Here is a 17,908-nt window from a genome sequence, read left to right as displayed (position 1 = left end):
AAGCTGTTAAGACTATTTTATGGTTTTGTGCCAGTTTGTTCGTAGCGTTAGCTTTACTTGTAGCTACCGTACAGATACCCTATTTCCAAACTAGAATTGTACATAAGCTCGCAAAAATCATCACGGAGCGAACCGGCTTCCAAACATATATAAAAAACGTAAATATCAAATGGTTTGATACCATTGTGCTTGATAGCATCGTGGTGGTGGATGATGATAAAATCCCTATGATTTACGTGGATGAGATTGCTATTGACTTTGATATACGGACATTTACCGATGGGCAGAACATCTATTTAAGTGAAGCTCATTTGCAGGGTGGACAGGTTAATCTGATCAAAAGCCCGGTAGATAGTAGTCTTAACATGACGCGCTTCATAGACAATGTGAGAAGCATTTTTAGAAAAAGAGGAAAGAAAAGATCCTCAACCCCTCCTGTTTTTACAATTTCTGATGTACACCTCAGGAATTTAAAGTTTAGCTACTCAGACCTGGAAAGACCTCCCATCACTGATGCTTTTGACTACAATCACTTTAAGCTTGAAAATATTAACGGCGATGTAGAAGACTTTCGGGTAGTAGCCGATACGCTGGAACTCATGATTAACACTTTACGCTGTTATGAGCCGGTTAATGATTTTTCAGTCCATGACTTTATTGGTTTTTATCGCTACACCAATCAGTCCATGACTTTCCAGAACTTTGACCTTTATGCTGGTAACAGCACCATCAGAGATTCGGTTGTGTTCAATTACGATGGCAAAGAAGACCTGAGTTTTTTTAACGATAGCGTAACCATCAATGCCAATATCAAACAATCTGAAATCTACTCCCGTGATCTGGCACTCTTTGCACCTTATATGCACCGTTTTGACGAATTTTATACCCTCAGCGGTAAGTTTGATGGTGAGGTAAGTAATTTTACTGCCAGAGAATTTATCCTGGACTATGGCGCAAGAAGCCATCTTGCGGGCGATGCCAGTTTTAGTGGTCTACCTGATTTCAAAGAAACCTTTATTAATCTGGAGCTTTCTGATGCCATAATTGATACCCGCGATCTTGAGCAATATATCAATGATCAGGAAACTTATGCGAGTGTTCGCAAATTTGGTGACATTTATTTCAGGGGAGAATTTCTGGGTTTTCCAAATGACTTTGTAGCCAATGGAAGCGCTGAAACAGCTTTGGGTGCTATCGCTTCTGATATTAATTTAAAACTTGCTGACCTGCCTGTCTATTCAGGAAGCCTTGCGCTTACTGATTTTAACCTGAGTGCATTTAGTCCTGAACCAGGCCTTTTTCAAAAGACAACCTTTAAAGGCACTATCAATGGTAATGGCTTAAGCATTGATGATGCTGACTTTCAGTTGGATGCCAATTTTAAGTACCTGGGAGTAAATCATTACAGATACAAAAATATATCTACCAATGCACACTTTGCCAAATCATTTTTTGAGGGTAAACTAGACATTCGTGATCCTAATCTTAAGTTTTCGCTCAATGGCACGGTAGATCTAAGAAATGGAAATGAGGATATAGTATTAAATGCTGAACTTGATACCGCATTTCTCAAACCACTGAATTTAACTGAACAAGAAATTTTTGTTAGCACAAAGTTATCTACTGATACTAAAGGTTTTAAAGTAGATGATCTGGTGGGTAATGCAGCTTTCAGTGATATGTTTGTAAGTTACAAAGGTAGAAATTTAGCCATTGATACCCTATCATTCACCTCTATCAAAGATCAGGAAGAAAGAACCTTTCGTCTGTATTCGGATAGGTTTAATGCCAATCTAAGTGGCAACTATGATTTTTCCTATCTCATAAAGGATGTTGAAGAACTGGTAAAAGAGTATCGGTTGATATTTACCAATAACGCTGAAACTTTGGAGGCATTCTATCGCAACAAAAAAGTAAAGTCAATAGAATCTTACCGGGATGACAAGTATGAACTCACTTACGATGTCTATCTGGAAAATATCAATCCAGTTTTACAATTGTTTGATCCCAAGGTAAGTGTATCTTATGATACTCGTTTAAATGGAAAGTTTATAGGAGGATATACTAATATCATCACCCTAAACAGTGAAATTGATACAGTTAAGTATTCTAATAGTCTCTTTTTAGACAATACTATAGATATTTCAACTTCAAAAATTGCTGATAGCACAGAGATCCTGGCAATGGTATATCTGGAATCTGAAAGACAGGAAATTGATAAGGATGAATTAGACTTAAGTACTGAAAACTTTGTTTTTGAAGCAATCTGGGATGACGATCATATAGGTTTTCAGCAAAATATAGCCCAGCAAAATACCAATAACCACGCAGCCCTATCAGGAGAGTTGCGTTTTCTGGATGATACCACCGAAGTAGTATTTAACCCCTCGGACCTACTTGTTCTTGATCACCGTTGGTACTTTTCTGATAGTAACAAAGTAGTTTATACTGACCAAGAATTCATTTTCAATAACTTTTCGCTTTTTAATGAGTCAAATGATGAAGGGCTACAGGAAATTGCTCTGTTTGGCTCATTATCAGAAGATACTGAAAAACTTCTGACTTTGAAAGTTGACAATTTTCAGGTGGATAACCTTAATCCTCTCCTTAAAAGAAATTACCAGGGTGAAGTTAATGGATTTATGGATATTCAAAATGTGTTCAAATCTGAAAATGACAGTACACGACAGTTGGTTCTGGACAGTGAGTTTTCTGTTCAGGGTTTTAGTATCAACAATTTTGCAGTGGGTAATATCATCAGTTTAGCAAATTGGGATAATGTCAATCAGGAGCTTCAACTGAATTTGATGGTTAACCGGGATGGTGAGCGTATCATATCGCTAAATGGTGGTTACCAACCCAGTCTTGAAAATGATCCTCTCAGTATGAAGGCTACTTTTCAGAATGCCAACATTAATATTCTTGAACCTTATTTTGATGAATTCTTCTCTGAGTTCGGAGGTACCGCTGATGGTGAGTTCAATATTTCAGGTAGCTTACAATATCCTATCCTTATGGGTAAAGGAAATATCCAGAATGGAAATATTAAAATTAACTATCTGAATACTAATTACACTTTTGATGGAGGGATCTTTTTTGATGAAAATACTATTGGGGTAAAAGACCTGGAATTGTTTGATCAGAGAAACAACAAAGCTGTATTCAACGGTGGGTTTTTCCATGATGGATTTACCAACTTTGTCATTGACCTTACCGGCGATCTTGATAATGTTGCTGTACTCAACACAGGACTCAAAGACAACGACCTTTTCTATGGGAAAGGCTATGCCACCGGGGAAGTTACTCTTTTGGGAGCAATTGAGAATATGAACATAACCGCCAGGGTTACCACTGAAAAGGGGACTAAGATTTTTATCCCTATGGAAAGTATTGAGGATGTTCAGCAATCAGATTTTATCAGCTTTGTGAATTTTAAGGATAGTGTAAAAACAGATTCTGGTATTGACAAAATCAACCCTACTGGAGTCAACTTAGATCTTGAAATTGATATTACTCCCGATGCTTACGGAGAGCTCATATTTGACATTAAAACAGGTGATATCATTCGTGGAAGAGGTAACGGACAGATGCAACTACTCCTTTCATCTGCCGGTGAATTTAGTATGTTTGGTGATATCACTTTTCTGGAAGGGGGCTACAATTTTACGCTTTATAATATTATCAACAAGGAATTTAAGATTCAACCCGGAAGTACCATTTCCTGGCTGGGAGATCCATATGGAGGAGTAGTGGACATCACGGCTACCTATCAGCAGTTGGCTTCTCTTGAGCCTCTTATCAATGTAAGTGACGAAGAACTAAGTAATTCTGATGAGATAAGACGCAGATACGATGCTATTGTAAATATGGATTTAACTGGTGACCTCATGTCACCGGATATTGACTTTTCAATAGATGTTCAAAACTATCCGGAAAATAATATTTACCTACAAGCAGCAGTAGAAACAATAAAAAACAGTGCGCTCTACGGAAAGGAAGAAATCAAACGGCAGGTATTCAGTCTCATCGTACTCAGACGCTTTTCTGAGCTAGGTTCATTTGAAGGAAGTGGTAACCTCGTCAGCAGTAGTGTTAGCGAATTCTTATCTAACCAGTTTAGTTACTGGCTCAGTCAGGTAGATGAAAATCTGGAAATTGATGTTGATTTAGGCTCATTTGATGAAGACAGATTTAACACGTTTCAGCTGAGACTATCTTATACATTCTTTGATGGTCGGCTTAGAGTAACTCGTGATGGTGGATTTACCAATGTAAATAATGAAGCTGATGCAGCCAGTGTGATTGGAGACGTAACTGTAGAATATTTACTGACCCAGAATGGAAAATACAGGGTAAAAGTATACAGTAAAAATAATTTTAACAGTTTGCTAAGCGGCGTAGGAGCAACCAATTATACCAACCAGGGAATCAGCCTTATGCACGTTGAGAGCTTTGATAAGGTAAGAGAACTCTTCGTTGATGCTCGCAAAAAAGCAATTGATGGTAAGGGAATACCTGACCAGCAGGTTCAGGATAGTACTCAACTTGAACCTACAGGCAATATTCCCTTGCCAAACTTACCGAAGGGTAAAGAACTGATCCCTGAATAAAGCAATCAGCCTAGTCTTCTATTTCCTGCTGATAGGCAAGAATCCCTCCTTTAAGATTGTATAAATTATCGTATTGATAATTATCTTCCAGAAACTTAATAGCGTTGGCGCTACGTTTGCCACTTCTGCAATGCACCACCACTTTCTGGTCTTTTTTAAACTTATCCACACTGTCAGGAACTTCACCTAATGGTATCAGTTCCGCTCCCAGGTTAGCTTCTTCGTACTCATAAGGTTCTCTTACATCTATAAACTGAAAACTCTCTTTGCTATCCTGCATCTGTTTTAATTCTTGTACAGTAATTTCTTTCATAGCTGAATTTTGTTATTGCTTAGTTTAGGATTAATTTGCCTACTTACAATTTACGAACACCTTCAAAGTAAGTTAAATTTTTGTTGCAATGCAGATAAAAATTAAAAGGCTTAACGATGCTTTTCATATGGAAGCCACTAATGAAGATGGTATCAGCATTCATATGGATTCAAGTCCTGATGTAGGAGGACAAAATAAAGGCATGCGTCCAATGCAGCTATTACTTTCTGGTATTGGAGGATGCAGTACTATTGACATACTGGATATTCTCAAAAAGCAGCGCCAGCCGGTTAAAGACATAGATGTGAATGTAAAGGCTACCCGCTATGAGGGGGAAACACCTTCACTCTTTAAAACCATTCATCTTGAATATATTCTTCATGGAGATTTGGATGAAAGTAAGGTAAAAAGAGCAATTGATCTATCACTTGATAAATACTGTTCTGTAGCCAAAATATTGGAAAAGACTGCCGAAATATCGTACAGCTTTCAGGTAAATCCATAACCACAATACTTTACTATGGCAGACAAAAGACGTCATTTTGAGACAGACGCCATAAGAACGCAGACTGAACGTTCACAACACCGTGAGCATAGTGTTCCTATATATGCTACTTCCAGCTTTGTTTTTAATGATGCTGAACAGGCACGTGCTATGTTCGCTGATGAGATTCAAGGCAATATTTATACACGTTTCTCTAATCCAAATAATGATGAATTTATAGAGAAACTGTGTGCTTTGGAAGGTGCCGAAGCAGGCATAGCTACCGCATCTGGTATGGCTGCTATGTTCATCAGCATCGCATCTTTTCTGAAAACCGGGGATCATGTATTGGCATCACGCTCTCTATTTGGATCTACTCATCAAATCTTAACTCAACTACTTCCTCGCTGGGGAATAACACATACTTACGTGGATATTCACCACCCGGAAGAATGGGAAGAGCAGATCAAGGAAAACACCAAAATGATTTTTGTAGAAACGCCTTCTAATCCTGGTCTGGATTTATTAGACCTGGAATGGTTGGGTAATCTAGCTAAAAAGCATAATCTCCTGCTTAATGTAGATAATTGTTTTGCTACTCCCTACCTGCAAAACCCACTAGAATGGGGCGCCCATATCGTTACGCATTCAGTCACAAAATTTATTGATGGCCAGGGACGAACAATTGGTGGAGCTGTACTTGGAAGTAAAGAGCTTATTAAGGAAGTAAAATTTATGGCAAGACATACTGGTCCTGCTATGTCCCCTTTTAACGGCTGGATACTGTCCAAAAGTTTAGAAACTCTTGCGGTGCGTATGGAAAAACATTGTGCAAACGCACTGGAATTAGCGCAATGGTTGGAAAAGCAGGAAGATGTAGCCAGTGTCAAATATCCATTTCTTCCATCTCATCCCCAGCATATACTGGCTAAGAAACAAATGCGATTGGGAGGAGGTATTCTCACCTTTGAGCTAAAGGGAGGTTTGGAAAGAGGTAAAAGATTTCTGGATGCATTAGAAATGCTTTCTTTTACTGCCAATCTTGGAGATACTCGGACTATCTGTACCCATCCCGCTTCTACTACTCACTCTAAACTTTCAGATGAAGAAAGAGCGGTGGTAGGTATTACTCCCGGCCTGATTCGTTTATCTGTTGGCTTAGAACACACTGATGATATTAAAGCAGATCTTATGCAGGCCATTTTAAAGTCTGCTATTCATTAAAGTTATTTTTCAAAATAAAAGGCGAGTTATTGTGGGAGGCCACTGAAAAAGGTCTTGATTTAAGAAAAAGGTCTTGATTTAAGAGATAGCTCTTATTAAAAAAGCGTCCAGTTGATCTAGCTGGACGCTTTTTGTCATCAATAATAATTTATCGTCAGCTACAAAGATTATCCAGCCGTGGGTTGGAAACCGGGACAAACAATAATAATTTGAAGCTAAAATCTGGTTTTATTTAACCAGGGTAAGTATTCTTTTTAGGTTTACCGCAAATATCGCTAAAGCGCCCTGCATTTCCATGTTCCGAATACCATAGGAGATTGCCCGCCCATAACCATGGACATTCTTTAACTCACTATTCTTTGCCTCAATCATATACCTGAGTTTTGACTTTTGCCTGTAATATTCTGTTTTCTGGAACTCCATTTGCTCCTGGAGCAGGTCTGACTTTATGGATACCGAGTAGCTTTTGGTCTTTGCTCCCGGCTTATAACAGTTTTCCTTCAATAGGCACACTTTGCATTTTTCAATGTCAAAATAATAGGTTTCAGTCTGCTTAGTTCCGATCCCTTTTTTTTCCTGACGTGCTTTTCGGATAGCCAGATGTCCTGCCGGGCAGACAAACATATCCGCATCTTTGTTATCGTCAAAGCTGATCTCATCCTTTCTAAAGCCCTGAGTTATTGAGGGGTTCAGTCTGGAAACTACTTTTATTCGCTCTCCCTGTTTGTTCTGCAGCGACAGGTTTTCCTTTCCTGAGTATGCCGCATCGCCAATGATAGCCTCTAGCTCAATACCGTTAGCCTGACTTATCTCCACAAGCTTTGGCAGTTCGGGTCCATTCCCCTTTTCACCCGATGTCACTACTGCTGCGGTAATGATACGCTTCTGGCTCATCGCAAGATGGGTCCTGTAGCCAAAAAACGAACTATCGGCAGATTTATGTCCGGTCTTTGGAGAGGGTATAATGTTCCATGGTATCCTCAACCGTCTCTTTCAAAAGGTTTAGCTTCTCCTTCACCGAAGGGATCTTCTGAAGCACCTGATCCGACTCTATGACTTTTTCCAGTGCTTTACAGTAGATGAGTTCTTTTTCCAGATCATTTGTGTCATTCTTGCGCGGCATTTGTTTGCTTTTTTCCTCATCAATGGCATAAACGGCTTTGCGAAGATGTTTGGAGCGTTCCCTAAGAACTTCTAAAGCAGAATAGGGATTGGAACGGGAATGAGAATGTGTTGCATCCACGATGATGGATTTGGAACGGATAATACCCTTTTCCAAAGCAACTGAAACGGTTTTATTAATCAGCAGGTTCAACAGATCGGTATCCTTCATGCGCAGCTTACGGAACTTGGTCAATGAGCTGGGTGGATCACCTCTTCTTCAGGGCACATCTCCAGAAAATATTTGAAGGACATGTCGTAACGGGACCTTTCAACAACATCCACATCCGATAGGGTATAGATGGTCTTGAGCAGCAGGTACTTGAACATGCGGATTGGACTCTCAGCAGTACGTCCATTGTTTTGACAATACTTCTCCAATAGCTCGTCATAAATGAAACTGAAATCAATCAGATCGTTAATGCTACCCAGAAGGTTGTCTTTTGGAACGATCAGGTCGTATAGGCCTGTAATGCACTGAACTGGATTTTTTGTTGGAAGGCTAGCATCATGATGGGTGATCAGGATGCATAAAACATACAAAAAAACGAGCAGAAACCACTAGTTTTTCTGCTCGTTTACACCCTAATATAATCCTGATTTTAGTGAAGACACTTTTTCAGTGGCCTCTTATTGTGGCTCACCTTTTTTTCCATAATCAATCTGAACTATTGATGCAATCCACATTCGGTTTTTGCATTTCCCAACCAGCGACCTGCCCTACCCTTTCCTTTAAAGGTACAGTGCTTACAACCAACAGATTCGTACCCAAGAGGTTTCAATGGATGGGTTGGCAATGACCATTTGGCTAAATAATCCTTTACCTCATTTTCTTTTACGTCTACAATAGGGTAAAACTTGAGTGTTCCGTCCTTCCACTGAAAGATATCCAGATTTTTTCGCTGTTCGTTTTGCCAGCCCATTAAACCTGATACCCAGATATCTGCTACCTGCTTGATCTGCAACATAGGTTCCACTTTGTTCACTGAGCAGCAAAGATCAGGATCTGTCCTCCATACCTCGTTTTCTCTCGTAAATGCATTTTTCCAATCTTCAGGATGAAGCTCTTTCACCTTCAGAGCAAACATTTGGGTAAGCTTATGCTTGTACATCAATGTTTCATCAAAATGAAAAGAAGTATCTAGAAAATATACCTCCTGGCGAATATTCATCTTATAATAGAGATGTAGCAAGTAAACTGCTGTGGTCCCGAATGAGGAAGTAAGGATGATATTTTTTTCATTTAATGACTTGTTACTGTACAATGCACGTATCCTTTCTTCGGGAGACATAGATTGAAAAATAGCATTCAGGCGCTCTATATTTTCCTGATTTTTGAGATCAAATTGATTGTTTTCCCAGCTTACCATGGGTTTTGGGTTTATTAATTCAGCACAGCATTTTTTTGCTTAGTTTTTTCTCTAACAAAAAAACACATAGTTGTTCAAGTGCTAAAGAGCACTGTTAATTTTAGAAATAAATTATTGCGAATTGATAATTAGAGATGCATGTCCGCTTTCAAGGCAAGTTCCTCTTTTACTGCCTTCGCTACATGTGCAGGATGTAAGGATGCAACTTCTCCGATAACAATCACTGCCGGAGAGGCTAGTCCAGACACAGTTACCATATCACACATATCCCTGACACTGGAAACTCCTACCTTCTCATCAGGCATAGAACCATTCTGAATAATAGCGACTGGTGTTTCTCCCTTGCCATAGCTCATAAAGGTTTGCTGAATCTCTGCAATACGTGCCATGCCCATCAGGATGACCACCGTAGCAGAAGATTGCGCGGCTAATTTCACATCTTCTGAAACTGAACCTTTACGCGTGGTACCGGTAATTACCCAAAAACTTTCGCTCAGTCCCCTACGTGTAAGAGGGATGGATTGTAGGGCTGGTACAGCACTCACACTGCTGATACCTGGCACAAGTGTAACTGCTATGCCTGCTTGCTCAGCATACATCTGCTCCTCATGTCCCCTGCCAAAGATATATGGATCACCGCCTTTTAGGCGAACAACATGTCCATATTGTCTTGCACAGCTGACAATTAGTTTATTAATATCTTCCTGTGCAATTCTATGGCTTCCGGCTCGCTTTCCTACGTAGATACGAGGCACATCAGCAGGAACGTAATTCAGGAGTTCATCATTGGCTAGCGCATCGTACAGCACTACATCAGCTGTTTCTAAGGCCCGAATACCTTTGAGCGTGATAAGCTCAGGGTCTCCGGGGCCGGCACCAACCAATGACAAACGTGGTTTCACTCTTTCTGCATCAAGCATGTACTTTTCCGTTTAACTGATTCTCACGCATCTTTTTCACCAGGCTTAAGAAAGCCTCAGAAGTAGCAATATAGCTTTTTGCAAAAGTTTCGGTAGGCTCATAGTCTCTCATTTGAAGTACTAATTCCTCAAAACTGGACTCTAGCTTAACCTTTCCACTTTCTACATATTGCTTATCAAATTCTTTGATAATATTCATCTGATTGTTAGGATTGATATCATCAGAAAGCAAAAGACTTTTAGCACTGATTACAAAACCACTATAGGCGTTATAGATGGCGTCAGCATAGCTTCCTTCTTTATAGTTTTCCAAAGCATTCTCCAGCTTTTCTTCAGCCTCTACGATGAGTGTCTGAATTAGGTCAATTACAACTCCCGCACATTCGCCTACTCCTGCTTCTACCTTGAAAGCCTCCTCATCATGTTCATGCTTCCAGTCTTTATAATCTTCAGGACTCAGGTTTTCTAAATCAGTTAGTGGCTTTAGAAGATGATAAAAATACATTTTGCCCTGACGAAGGTAGTAATCAGCATAGTACTCACCTTCATTAGCATTTTCTTCATAATCATCTAATAAAACCCGCATGGTTTCATCAACCTTTTTACTGGGAACTTTGGTGATTTTTTCAGCGATACGTCCCTCTCCATTGCCGTCAACTCCACCACCTAAGAGTACCTGTAGCGCAGGTAATACATTTTTATCTTTGTCTTTCATAGAACTACCATGAAAGCCAATACTGGCAATACCATGTTGTCCGCAAGAGTTAGGGCAGCCACTGATTTTAATTTTGATATCGTTGTTCTTGACCATTTCAGGATACTCATTACGAATCAGTTGTTCAATACGGTTTGAAGCACCAGTACTGTTTGAAATACCAAGATTACAGGTATCGGTTCCGGGGCAGGCGGTTACATCAGCTGTACTGTCAAAGCCTGGTTCAGCCAGTTCAATTTCATTAAGAGCATTAAACAAATGAGGAAGCGCATCTTCAGTCAAAAACTTCAATAAAAAGCCTTGATTCACAGTGATTCTCACATCATCGGCAGCATACTTTTCTACAATATCTGCAAATTTACGTGCCTTATCTGAAAGAATATTTCCAAGTGGAAGCTTGATGTGAACTCCATAGTAGCCCTCCTGCTTCTGTGAAAATACATTGGTGGCTTTCCAGAGTGCATATTTGCTTTCATCCACCAAAGTTGCAGGACCAAAGTCTTTATTTTTAGGAAGTACCTGTTCAGGAATCTTTTCTCTGTCTACTAAAACTGACTGAGCTCTCAGGCTTTTTTGCTCTTCACCCGCAAGTCTGATAAGTTCTTCTGCACCTATACTTTTCATCAGAAATTTCATCCTTGCTCTTCCACGCTTATTACGTTCACCGTGGCGATCAAATACTCTAAGCACTGATTCGGTAAAAGGGATTACCTTATCCTCTTCCATAAATTCAGAAGCGACCTCAGCCATGTGGGGTTGTGCCCCCAGACCACCGCCAATGAGTACTTTAAAACCTCTCACCTCTTTTCCATTCACCTCCTTGATTTTTGGGATTAAGCCAATATCATGGATAAAGGTAAACGCTGAGTCCTCCTGGCTTGAAGATAGCGCAATTTTAAACTTACGTCCCATCTCCTGACAAATAGGATTGCGGAGGAAGTACTCAAAAATAGCCTGTGCGTAAGGTGATACATCAAAAGGCTCATGGGGATCAATCCCAGCCTTAGCTGAAGCAGTTACGTTACGTACTGTATTTCCGCAGGCTTCTCTTAAAGTTAGCTTATCTTTTTCAAGCTCAGACCATAACTCTGGTGTTCTGTCCAGGCTTACGAAGTGTATCTGGATATCCTGACGCGTGGTAAGGTGAATATTCTTATTCGCATATTCATCTGCAATATCGGCTACCCGGCGAATCTGAGGGACAGTAAGTCTACCAAAAGGAATTTTGATCCGAACCATTTGTACCCCCTGCTGACGCTGCCCATACACACCCCTGGCTAAGCGCAGGCTACGAAAGCGATCCTCATCAATATTCCCTTCACGGAATAATCTAATCTTTTTTTCCAGCTCAATGATGTCTTTCTCGACAACTGGATTTTCAATTTCTGTTCGGAAACTTTGCATGGATTTTAATTTTGAAATTGCTTAATCATAAAAAAAGCCTTCCCTTTAAAAAAGATTGGGAAGGCTTATATTCTATATCTTAGAACCTTTGTAATTTGATTACTAAGGTTTATTGTCTAAAGTACTATTGGTAATATATAGAAAGCCTTCCATGTTGAAAGACAACATACAACACCAAAACCAGCATGCACGACGCTGTGCTGCTACAAGTTTGCTGTTTGTCTTTGAAAGGCTGCCAATCATATAATAAAAATAGTATTTACTTGATTAATATTCAAAATTACAATAGAATTTTGAAGAATCAAATAAGGTTTTAGAAAACAACGTTTAAATTTAGTTAGACTTATGCAAGCTGAGCATCAAGCTTTTGCGCTAAAACGCCCTTATTAACTGCTCCTACCTGCTTGTCAACAATTTCTCCATTTTTAAAAACCAATAAGGTAGGTATACTACGGATACCATATTTTGCAGAAATGCTTGGGTTAGCATCTACATCTACCTTACCGATCACCGCTTTTCCATCGTAGTCTTCAGCTAATTCGTTTACTACGGGAGCGATCATTTTACAAGGTCCGCACCATTCTGCCCAAAAATCAACCAAAACCGGCTTATCGCCTGCGTTGATCATTTCGTCAAAATTAGAATCGGTAAGTTCAACGGGTTTGCTCATATCAAATATTATTTTAAATGTTTCTAAATTGATTACTGTTTATTTAACGGCAAATGCTCAGGAAGGATATATTCCCACAAGACTGATTACAAAGTTAGATGTCATGGGAAATTAATCCAAACTTGAGATTTTACTCATTACTGTACGTATCAGTTTGTCAATGGTTTTGGCAGATTGTACTGAAAAGCGCTGCGTTTCACGATTGGCTACGATAGCATTGGTACTCAATACCTGATGTCCCAAAGCTTTGCCGAGGGCGTAATAACCAGCAGTTTCCATCTCAAAGTTGGTCAACTTTCCTCCTTCAAAGTTGAAAGAGTTAAGTCTGTCATGCAATTGCTCAAATTGTAAAGGTAACCTTATTTTTCTGCCCTGAGGCGCATAAAATCCCGGACAGGTCAGGGTATTTCCAACTAATAATTCTTGTGTAAACAAAGATTTTAAGGATTCATCTGCTCGTTCACAGTATGGCTCAAATGAGAGCGACAGATGCTGCTGCAATTGTTTACCATATTCTTTGTAGACAGTATTTTTTTTATTTCCATAAAAGTGCATCAGGGTATCCAGACCAAATGCGTAATCACTCAATAATAGGGAATCCAGGGCAATATCTTTCCGCAAAGCACCGGAAGTCCCTATCCGGATAATTTTTAAAGCACGATGCGAAGCTTTCGGGGTCAGTGTACTAAGATCTACATTAGCCAGAATATCTAATTCTGTCAGTAAAATTTCCACATTATCAGTTCCCATACCACTGCTAATCGCCATAATGGGCTGCTTTCCTAGCCTTCCGATGTGAGAAACAAATTCACGCTTCTTGAGTATGAACTCAACACTATCAAAATATTGACTTACTTCAGACACACGTTCGGGATCTCCGACAGTCAGCACAATATCGGTTAGATGCTCAGGAAGCAAACCCAAATGGTAAATGCTTCCATCGGGATTAAGGATGATTTCGGAAGAGGGAGAAAAATTTTTCAAGATGCTATACTTCTTTTGCCGGGTTGCCAAATACTGTGGTGCCGGCTTTTACATTTTCTACTACAACTGAACCAGCACCAATACGAGCCCCCTTACCTACTTCCAGAGGAGCAGCTATTGTTACTCCTGCACCTATAAATACATTATCTTCAATTTTGGCCCCGGCATGAACCACACTGCCTGCCCCGAGCTGAACATGATCCCCCAATTGCGCTTCATAATCTACTACAGAATTGCTATGGAGTATGCACCCAATCCCTACTTTGGCGAAACTTCCAATGACCGCTCCGGCATTGGCAAAGAGACCGTAAGAAATATAGGCGTTACCAGAGATTATTGCTTTAGGATGAACTGCATTGATCGGCATGACCTTTCGGCGATCATTAAGCATCTTGAATGTACCTTTACGAAGTTTACGGTCGTCCAGTGCCACAAAAGCATCACACTTCTTCCCTATAAATTTTGTATATCCATGATCATCCATGCTTCCTAGAATCCCAATTTCACCAATTTCCTGTCCATGCAGGCGCTTATCATCATCCAAAAAACCATACACCACTACTTCGTTTTCCTGAAATATTTCCAGAGCAGCTTTTCCCAAGCCCCCTGCACCAAATATGATTACCGGATTGTCCATCATTTGCATTCTAATGTTAAAAAGTAAAGAAAAGCTTCCCTTTAATAGGTTTCAAAACTTGCAAAAAAAACGTTTTGTACCAAGGGTAGGTTTCAAGCATTCATTATATGTTTACTTTTCTCTAATCTTTCTAAATTGCGATCAAATTCATTTATCACCTAAACAAATAGAAACATGTCACTAAATGTAGGCGACCAGGCCCCCGATTTTGAAGCTAAAAACCAAAAAGATGAGACGGTGAAATTATCTGATTTCAGAGGTAAAAAGGTGGTATTGTACTTCTACCCTAAGGATAATACTTCCGGCTGTACTGCACAGGCTTGTAATCTGAGAGATAATTATACAGACCTTCAAAACGCTGGCTATGAAGTCATTGGCGTGAGCAAAGATGGCGTGAAGTCTCACCAGAAATTTGCCGAAAAGCAGGAATTACCATTCACTTTAATTGCTGACGAAGATACCAAAATTAATCAGGCCTATGGCGTGTGGAAAGAAAAGTCAATGTATGGCAAAAAGTATATGGGTACGGCAAGAACCACTTTTTTGATTGATGAGGAGGGCAAAATTGAAAACATCATAGAAAAAGTAAAAACCAAAGACCATACCGCTCAAATTCTACAATGATTTGCTGAAAAAGCTTAGCCTAAGCTAAAAGAACTTATACCTGATGTCCGTTACTTAATCACTGGTTTTTACCATATTATCTCAAAAATTGTGATCTACTGAAAAATATTATTGTGAAAAAACTTACGCTGCTTTTGATCTTGTTGGCATGGTTTAGCCTTGCTGAGGCACAAGTTCAGATTCAAAGACCACCGGAAAAAACGCGAATGCTATTGCTGCTTGATGCTTCAGGAAGTATGTTTGCCAAGTGGGAAAATAGCGTGCGTATGGATGTTGCCAAAGCAATGCTGGTGGAACTGGTTGACTCCCTGAAAGTAGATAAAGACCTGGAACTGGCACTGAGAGTATACGGACATCAATATAACCTTCGCTATAAAAATTGTCAGGATAGTAAACTGGAAGTACCATTTGGCCCAGCTAATCATGACCGGCTCATAGCTAAACTCAAACAGATTCAGCCTTCCGGAGTCACACCCATTGCATATTCATTAGAACAGGCAGCCAATGATTTTACCAATGATCCTGAATATCGTAATGTGGTGATTATTATCACTGATGGTATAGAATCATGTGGGGGCGACCCCTGTGCTGTATCCTTGGCCTTACAGGAAAAGAATATTTTTCTTAAGCCATTTGTCATAGGCCTGGGTATGGATAAAGATTACAGAGATGAATTTGCCTGTGTGGGGCAATACTTTGATGCCCGTAATGTAAATGATTTTCGGCTAGTGTTAGACGACATCTTAAAACAGTCATTGGAAACCACAACGGTAAGCGTTGAGCTATTAGGAATTGATAACCAACCTACAGAGACCAATGTAAATGTTACTTTTTACAATAATTTCACCAAGGCCCCTATTTATGACTTTGTACATTATCGTGATGCACAAGGCAGACCTGACTCTGTGGTTTTAGATGCTGTACTTTCCTATGATGTGGTAGTAAATACCATACCTCCGGTAGTCAAAAGGAATGTTACATTTGAAGGCGGAAAACATAACATACTTCCTATAAAATCACCTCAGGGTACGCTACAACTATCTCAGCGAGGACATACAGAATATGCAAAAGGGGTAAATGCCCTGATCAGGCAAAATGGTAAACAGGAAATATTGAATGTACAAAGTGTAGCTACTGCTGAAAAATATTTGGTAGGAACATATGACATAGAAGTGCTTACTTTACCTAAAACTTATTATAAAGATGTCAAAATTGAATATGGTAAGGCTACCAACCTTACGATACCCGGACCGGGAGTTCTGAATGCTAACATTGTTACCAAAGGCTACGGGAGTATCTACAAAGTGCATGATAATGGCTTTCAGGAGTGGATATATGATCTCAATGCAGACGAAACAAGATTTACCATGGCATTGCAGCCAGGGCGATATAAAATGGTATTCAGGGCTGAGCGATCCTTTGGCAGTAAGTATACCGAAGTCAAAGAGTTTTCAGTAGAAAGCGGAGCTACTGTTAGTGTGAAATTCTTTGGCCCTTAAAAAAAGCCGGTCTCAGGACCGGCTCATCTATATTTAGGTAGTTTATTTCATTTGCAATTTTTCGGCAATAGCCATTCCTTCTTCCCGCTCAGCCTCCCGCATCATTAGTGCAGTTGTAATATCTTCTTTTTCATCTTCTGATAGGGAACAACTTTCAATTTCCATCTTTTGAATAACTTCCATAAGCATATTCAATTCGGCTACATTTCTAGGGGTGATCAAGATTGTGTTCATACGTTTAAAAAATTACAGTTAGTCCTAACTTTAAAAAAATTTGAAGAAAGCCGCCTCGCAATTCGAGACGACTTAATCAGCTGGTTTTTAGATATTTACTTAACTACCATTACCAGGTATTTTGAAGATTCCCAAAACTTATCAGGATCGGAAACCACAAGATTTAATTTCGCTTCATCATTTTTTTCCAGACGATAAGAATCAGATGGGTGAGTAGTTACTAACTCTATGTCTTCACCTTCAATAGGGAAAGAAAGTGTCTGGCGAATATCAATTTGATTAAACTGCTGCTTATTAAAATTATCTTTCAGTACTTCTGTTCTTCCCAGGCCTAAAAATCCTCCTTCTTTGCTCAGTACTTCAACATCTCTCAGTTGCTTAAAAGTACCACTTACATAATAGGCAGTATTTAATTGCTCAACTTTAGATTGTATGGTTTGCTCTTTCTCAGCATTTGCATCCTTAAGACTTGCCAAGTTTGTATTTAACTCATCTACCTTAATTTTCATGCTGGCAAGTTCTTCACTTAAAGTACCTATCTCAGCCTCTTTCTCTTCTATTTTGGCAGTAAGGTTATCCTGAAGTTCTTCCAGAGAAGCTTTAAGTTTGGCGTTTTGACTTCCCGAGTACTTAAGTTGGGCACTCAGTGAACCTATTTTTTCTCTGTTTTCTATTAACAAGCGGTTTATTTCTTCTACATCTTCCCTGATTCTCTGCTTTAAGTCTTCAGTAGAAAGATTTTTCTCTCTATTGAGCTGAATGTTCATTTCTCTTTCCCTGATATCACTCAGGTTACTTTCAATCTCCGCAAAAGATTCTATAAAAGAAGTAAGTGAAGAATCCTTACTGGCATATCTCTGTTCAAGCTGTTGGTTCTCGTTTGACAATTGGGTTATTTTTTCCTGCATTTCTTTATTCTCGCAAGAAAATATTCCAATACTTAAGGCTGATATGATGGCTAAACTTTTGAATTGGGCTTTCATAAACTTATAGATTTGACGTTTAACACCAAATCTTATAAAAAATGTATGCCAACCCTTCATGAGGCTTCAAAAAGGT

14 protein-coding genes and 1 pseudogene are annotated in these 17,908 nt (G+C 39.4%); 5 read left to right on the top strand and 10 right to left on the bottom strand.

Annotated features, from left to right (window positions below):
• Window positions 1-35: 35 nt before the first annotated feature.
• Window positions 36-4,610 carry a translocation/assembly module TamB domain-containing protein gene (locus tag WJR50_RS24925; protein ID WP_341296020.1) on the top strand — a complete coding sequence of 1,525 codons (4,575 nt, stop codon included), beginning with the start codon at window positions 36-38 and terminating at the stop codon, window positions 4,608-4,610.
• A gap of 10 nt (window positions 4,611-4,620) precedes the next feature.
• Here WJR50_RS24925 and WJR50_RS24920 read toward each other — a convergent pair whose 3' ends face one another.
• The gene (locus tag WJR50_RS24920; protein WP_341296019.1) at window positions 4,621-4,923 is read right to left on the bottom strand and encodes a rhodanese-like domain-containing protein; all 303 of its coding nucleotides are present in this window, start codon (window positions 4,921-4,923) and stop codon (window positions 4,621-4,623) included.
• 88 nt (window positions 4,924-5,011) lie between these two features.
• On the opposite strand from WJR50_RS24920, the gene WJR50_RS24915 reads away from it, so the two are divergent.
• Together WJR50_RS24915 and WJR50_RS24910 are read left to right on the top strand one after the other, a co-directional pair.
• Complete coding sequence (locus WJR50_RS24915) at window positions 5,012-5,428, top strand: OsmC family protein (RefSeq protein WP_341296018.1); 417 nt, start codon at window positions 5,012-5,014, stop codon at window positions 5,426-5,428.
• Between the two features lie 15 nt (window positions 5,429-5,443).
• Window positions 5,444-6,631, top strand: a complete 1,188-nt coding sequence (locus WJR50_RS24910; RefSeq protein WP_341296017.1) for an O-succinylhomoserine sulfhydrylase — start codon at window positions 5,444-5,446, stop codon at window positions 6,629-6,631.
• Between the two features lie 228 nt (window positions 6,632-6,859).
• Here WJR50_RS24910 and WJR50_RS24905 read toward each other — a convergent pair.
• From WJR50_RS24905 to WJR50_RS24875, 7 genes and pseudogenes are all read right to left on the bottom strand, one after another.
• Window positions 6,860-8,301, bottom strand: a pseudogene (locus WJR50_RS24905) (IS1182 family transposase).
• 159 nt (window positions 8,302-8,460) lie between these two features.
• Entirely contained in the window at window positions 8,461-9,162 is a 702-nt protein-coding gene (locus tag WJR50_RS24900; protein ID WP_341296016.1) for a phosphoadenylyl-sulfate reductase, read from the bottom strand.
• A 128-nt stretch (window positions 9,163-9,290) separates the two neighbouring features.
• Window positions 9,291-10,082, bottom strand: a complete 792-nt coding sequence (gene cobA / locus WJR50_RS24895; RefSeq protein WP_341296015.1) for a uroporphyrinogen-III C-methyltransferase — start codon at window positions 10,080-10,082, stop codon at window positions 9,291-9,293.
• Window positions 10,075-12,201, bottom strand: coding sequence for a ferredoxin-like domain-containing protein (locus WJR50_RS24890; protein WP_341296014.1), 2,127 nt, complete (start codon window positions 12,199-12,201; stop codon window positions 10,075-10,077). Before WJR50_RS24890 ends, cobA begins: the two co-directional genes overlap by 8 nt.
• Window positions 12,202-12,544: 343 nt before the next feature.
• Window positions 12,545-12,871, bottom strand: a complete 327-nt coding sequence (gene trxA / locus WJR50_RS24885) for a thioredoxin (protein ID WP_341296013.1) — start codon at window positions 12,869-12,871, stop codon at window positions 12,545-12,547.
• 111 nt (window positions 12,872-12,982) lie between these two features.
• On the bottom strand, window positions 12,983-13,855 hold the full coding sequence (locus tag WJR50_RS24880) for a nucleoside phosphorylase (RefSeq protein WP_341296012.1): 873 nt from the start codon (window positions 13,853-13,855) through the stop codon (window positions 12,983-12,985).
• A 4-nt stretch (window positions 13,856-13,859) separates the two neighbouring features.
• Window positions 13,860-14,492: a NeuD/PglB/VioB family sugar acetyltransferase gene (locus WJR50_RS24875; RefSeq protein WP_341296063.1), complete on the bottom strand. Its 633-nt coding sequence runs from the start codon at window positions 14,490-14,492 to the stop codon at window positions 13,860-13,862.
• Between the two features lie 174 nt (window positions 14,493-14,666).
• On the opposite strand from WJR50_RS24875, the gene bcp reads away from it, so the two are divergent.
• Together bcp and WJR50_RS24865 are read left to right on the top strand one after the other, a co-directional pair.
• Window positions 14,667-15,116, top strand: a complete 450-nt coding sequence (gene bcp / locus WJR50_RS24870; protein ID WP_341296011.1) for a thioredoxin-dependent thiol peroxidase — start codon at window positions 14,667-14,669, stop codon at window positions 15,114-15,116.
• 113 nt (window positions 15,117-15,229) lie between these two features.
• A complete protein-coding gene (locus tag WJR50_RS24865) occupies window positions 15,230-16,615 on the top strand; it encodes a vWA domain-containing protein (protein WP_341296010.1) in 1,386 nt (461 codons plus the stop codon).
• 42 nt (window positions 16,616-16,657) lie between these two features.
• Here WJR50_RS24865 and WJR50_RS24860 read toward each other — a convergent pair whose 3' ends face one another.
• On the bottom strand, window positions 16,658-16,849 hold the full coding sequence (locus WJR50_RS24860) for a hypothetical protein (protein ID WP_341296009.1): 192 nt from the start codon (window positions 16,847-16,849) through the stop codon (window positions 16,658-16,660).
• Window positions 16,850-16,944: 95 nt separating this feature from the next.
• A complete protein-coding gene (locus WJR50_RS24855) occupies window positions 16,945-17,832 on the bottom strand; it encodes a Cbp1 family collagen-binding glycoprotein adhesin (RefSeq protein ID WP_341296008.1) in 888 nt (295 codons plus the stop codon).
• Window positions 17,833-17,908 lie beyond the last annotated feature (76 nt).

This window comes from Catalinimonas locisalis (assembly GCF_038039535.1).
Lineage (GTDB): Bacteria > Bacteroidota > Bacteroidia > Cytophagales > Cyclobacteriaceae > Catalinimonas.
The sequence above is the reverse complement of the archived record's forward strand: the minus strand, read 5'-3'. Positions and strand labels throughout refer to the sequence as shown.

What these genes read in the sequence shown, in the direction of transcription:
- WJR50_RS24860 (WP_341296009.1), bottom strand. Translation starts at nt 16,849, where the DNA reads ATGAACACAATCTTGATCACCCCTAGAAATGTAGCCGAATTGAATATG.
- WJR50_RS24890 (WP_341296014.1), bottom strand. Translation starts at nt 12,201, where the DNA reads ATGCAAAGTTTCCGAACAGAAATTGAAAATCCAGTTGTCGAGAAAGAC.
- bcp (WP_341296011.1), top strand. Translation starts at nt 14,667, where the DNA reads ATGTCACTAAATGTAGGCGACCAGGCCCCCGATTTTGAAGCTAAAAAC.
- WJR50_RS24920 (WP_341296019.1), bottom strand. Translation starts at nt 4,923, where the DNA reads ATGAAAGAAATTACTGTACAAGAATTAAAACAGATGCAGGATAGCAAA.
- trxA (WP_341296013.1), bottom strand. Translation starts at nt 12,871, where the DNA reads ATGAGCAAACCCGTTGAACTTACCGATTCTAATTTTGACGAAATGATC.
- cobA (WP_341296015.1), bottom strand. Translation starts at nt 10,082, where the DNA reads ATGCTTGATGCAGAAAGAGTGAAACCACGTTTGTCATTGGTTGGTGCC.
- WJR50_RS24900 (WP_341296016.1), bottom strand. Translation starts at nt 9,162, where the DNA reads ATGGTAAGCTGGGAAAACAATCAATTTGATCTCAAAAATCAGGAAAAT.
- WJR50_RS24910 (WP_341296017.1), top strand. Translation starts at nt 5,444, where the DNA reads ATGGCAGACAAAAGACGTCATTTTGAGACAGACGCCATAAGAACGCAG.
- WJR50_RS24915 (WP_341296018.1), top strand. Translation starts at nt 5,012, where the DNA reads ATGCAGATAAAAATTAAAAGGCTTAACGATGCTTTTCATATGGAAGCC.
- WJR50_RS24855 (WP_341296008.1), bottom strand. Translation starts at nt 17,832, where the DNA reads ATGAAAGCCCAATTCAAAAGTTTAGCCATCATATCAGCCTTAAGTATT.
- WJR50_RS24875 (WP_341296063.1), bottom strand. Translation starts at nt 14,492, where the DNA reads ATGGACAATCCGGTAATCATATTTGGTGCAGGGGGCTTGGGAAAAGCT.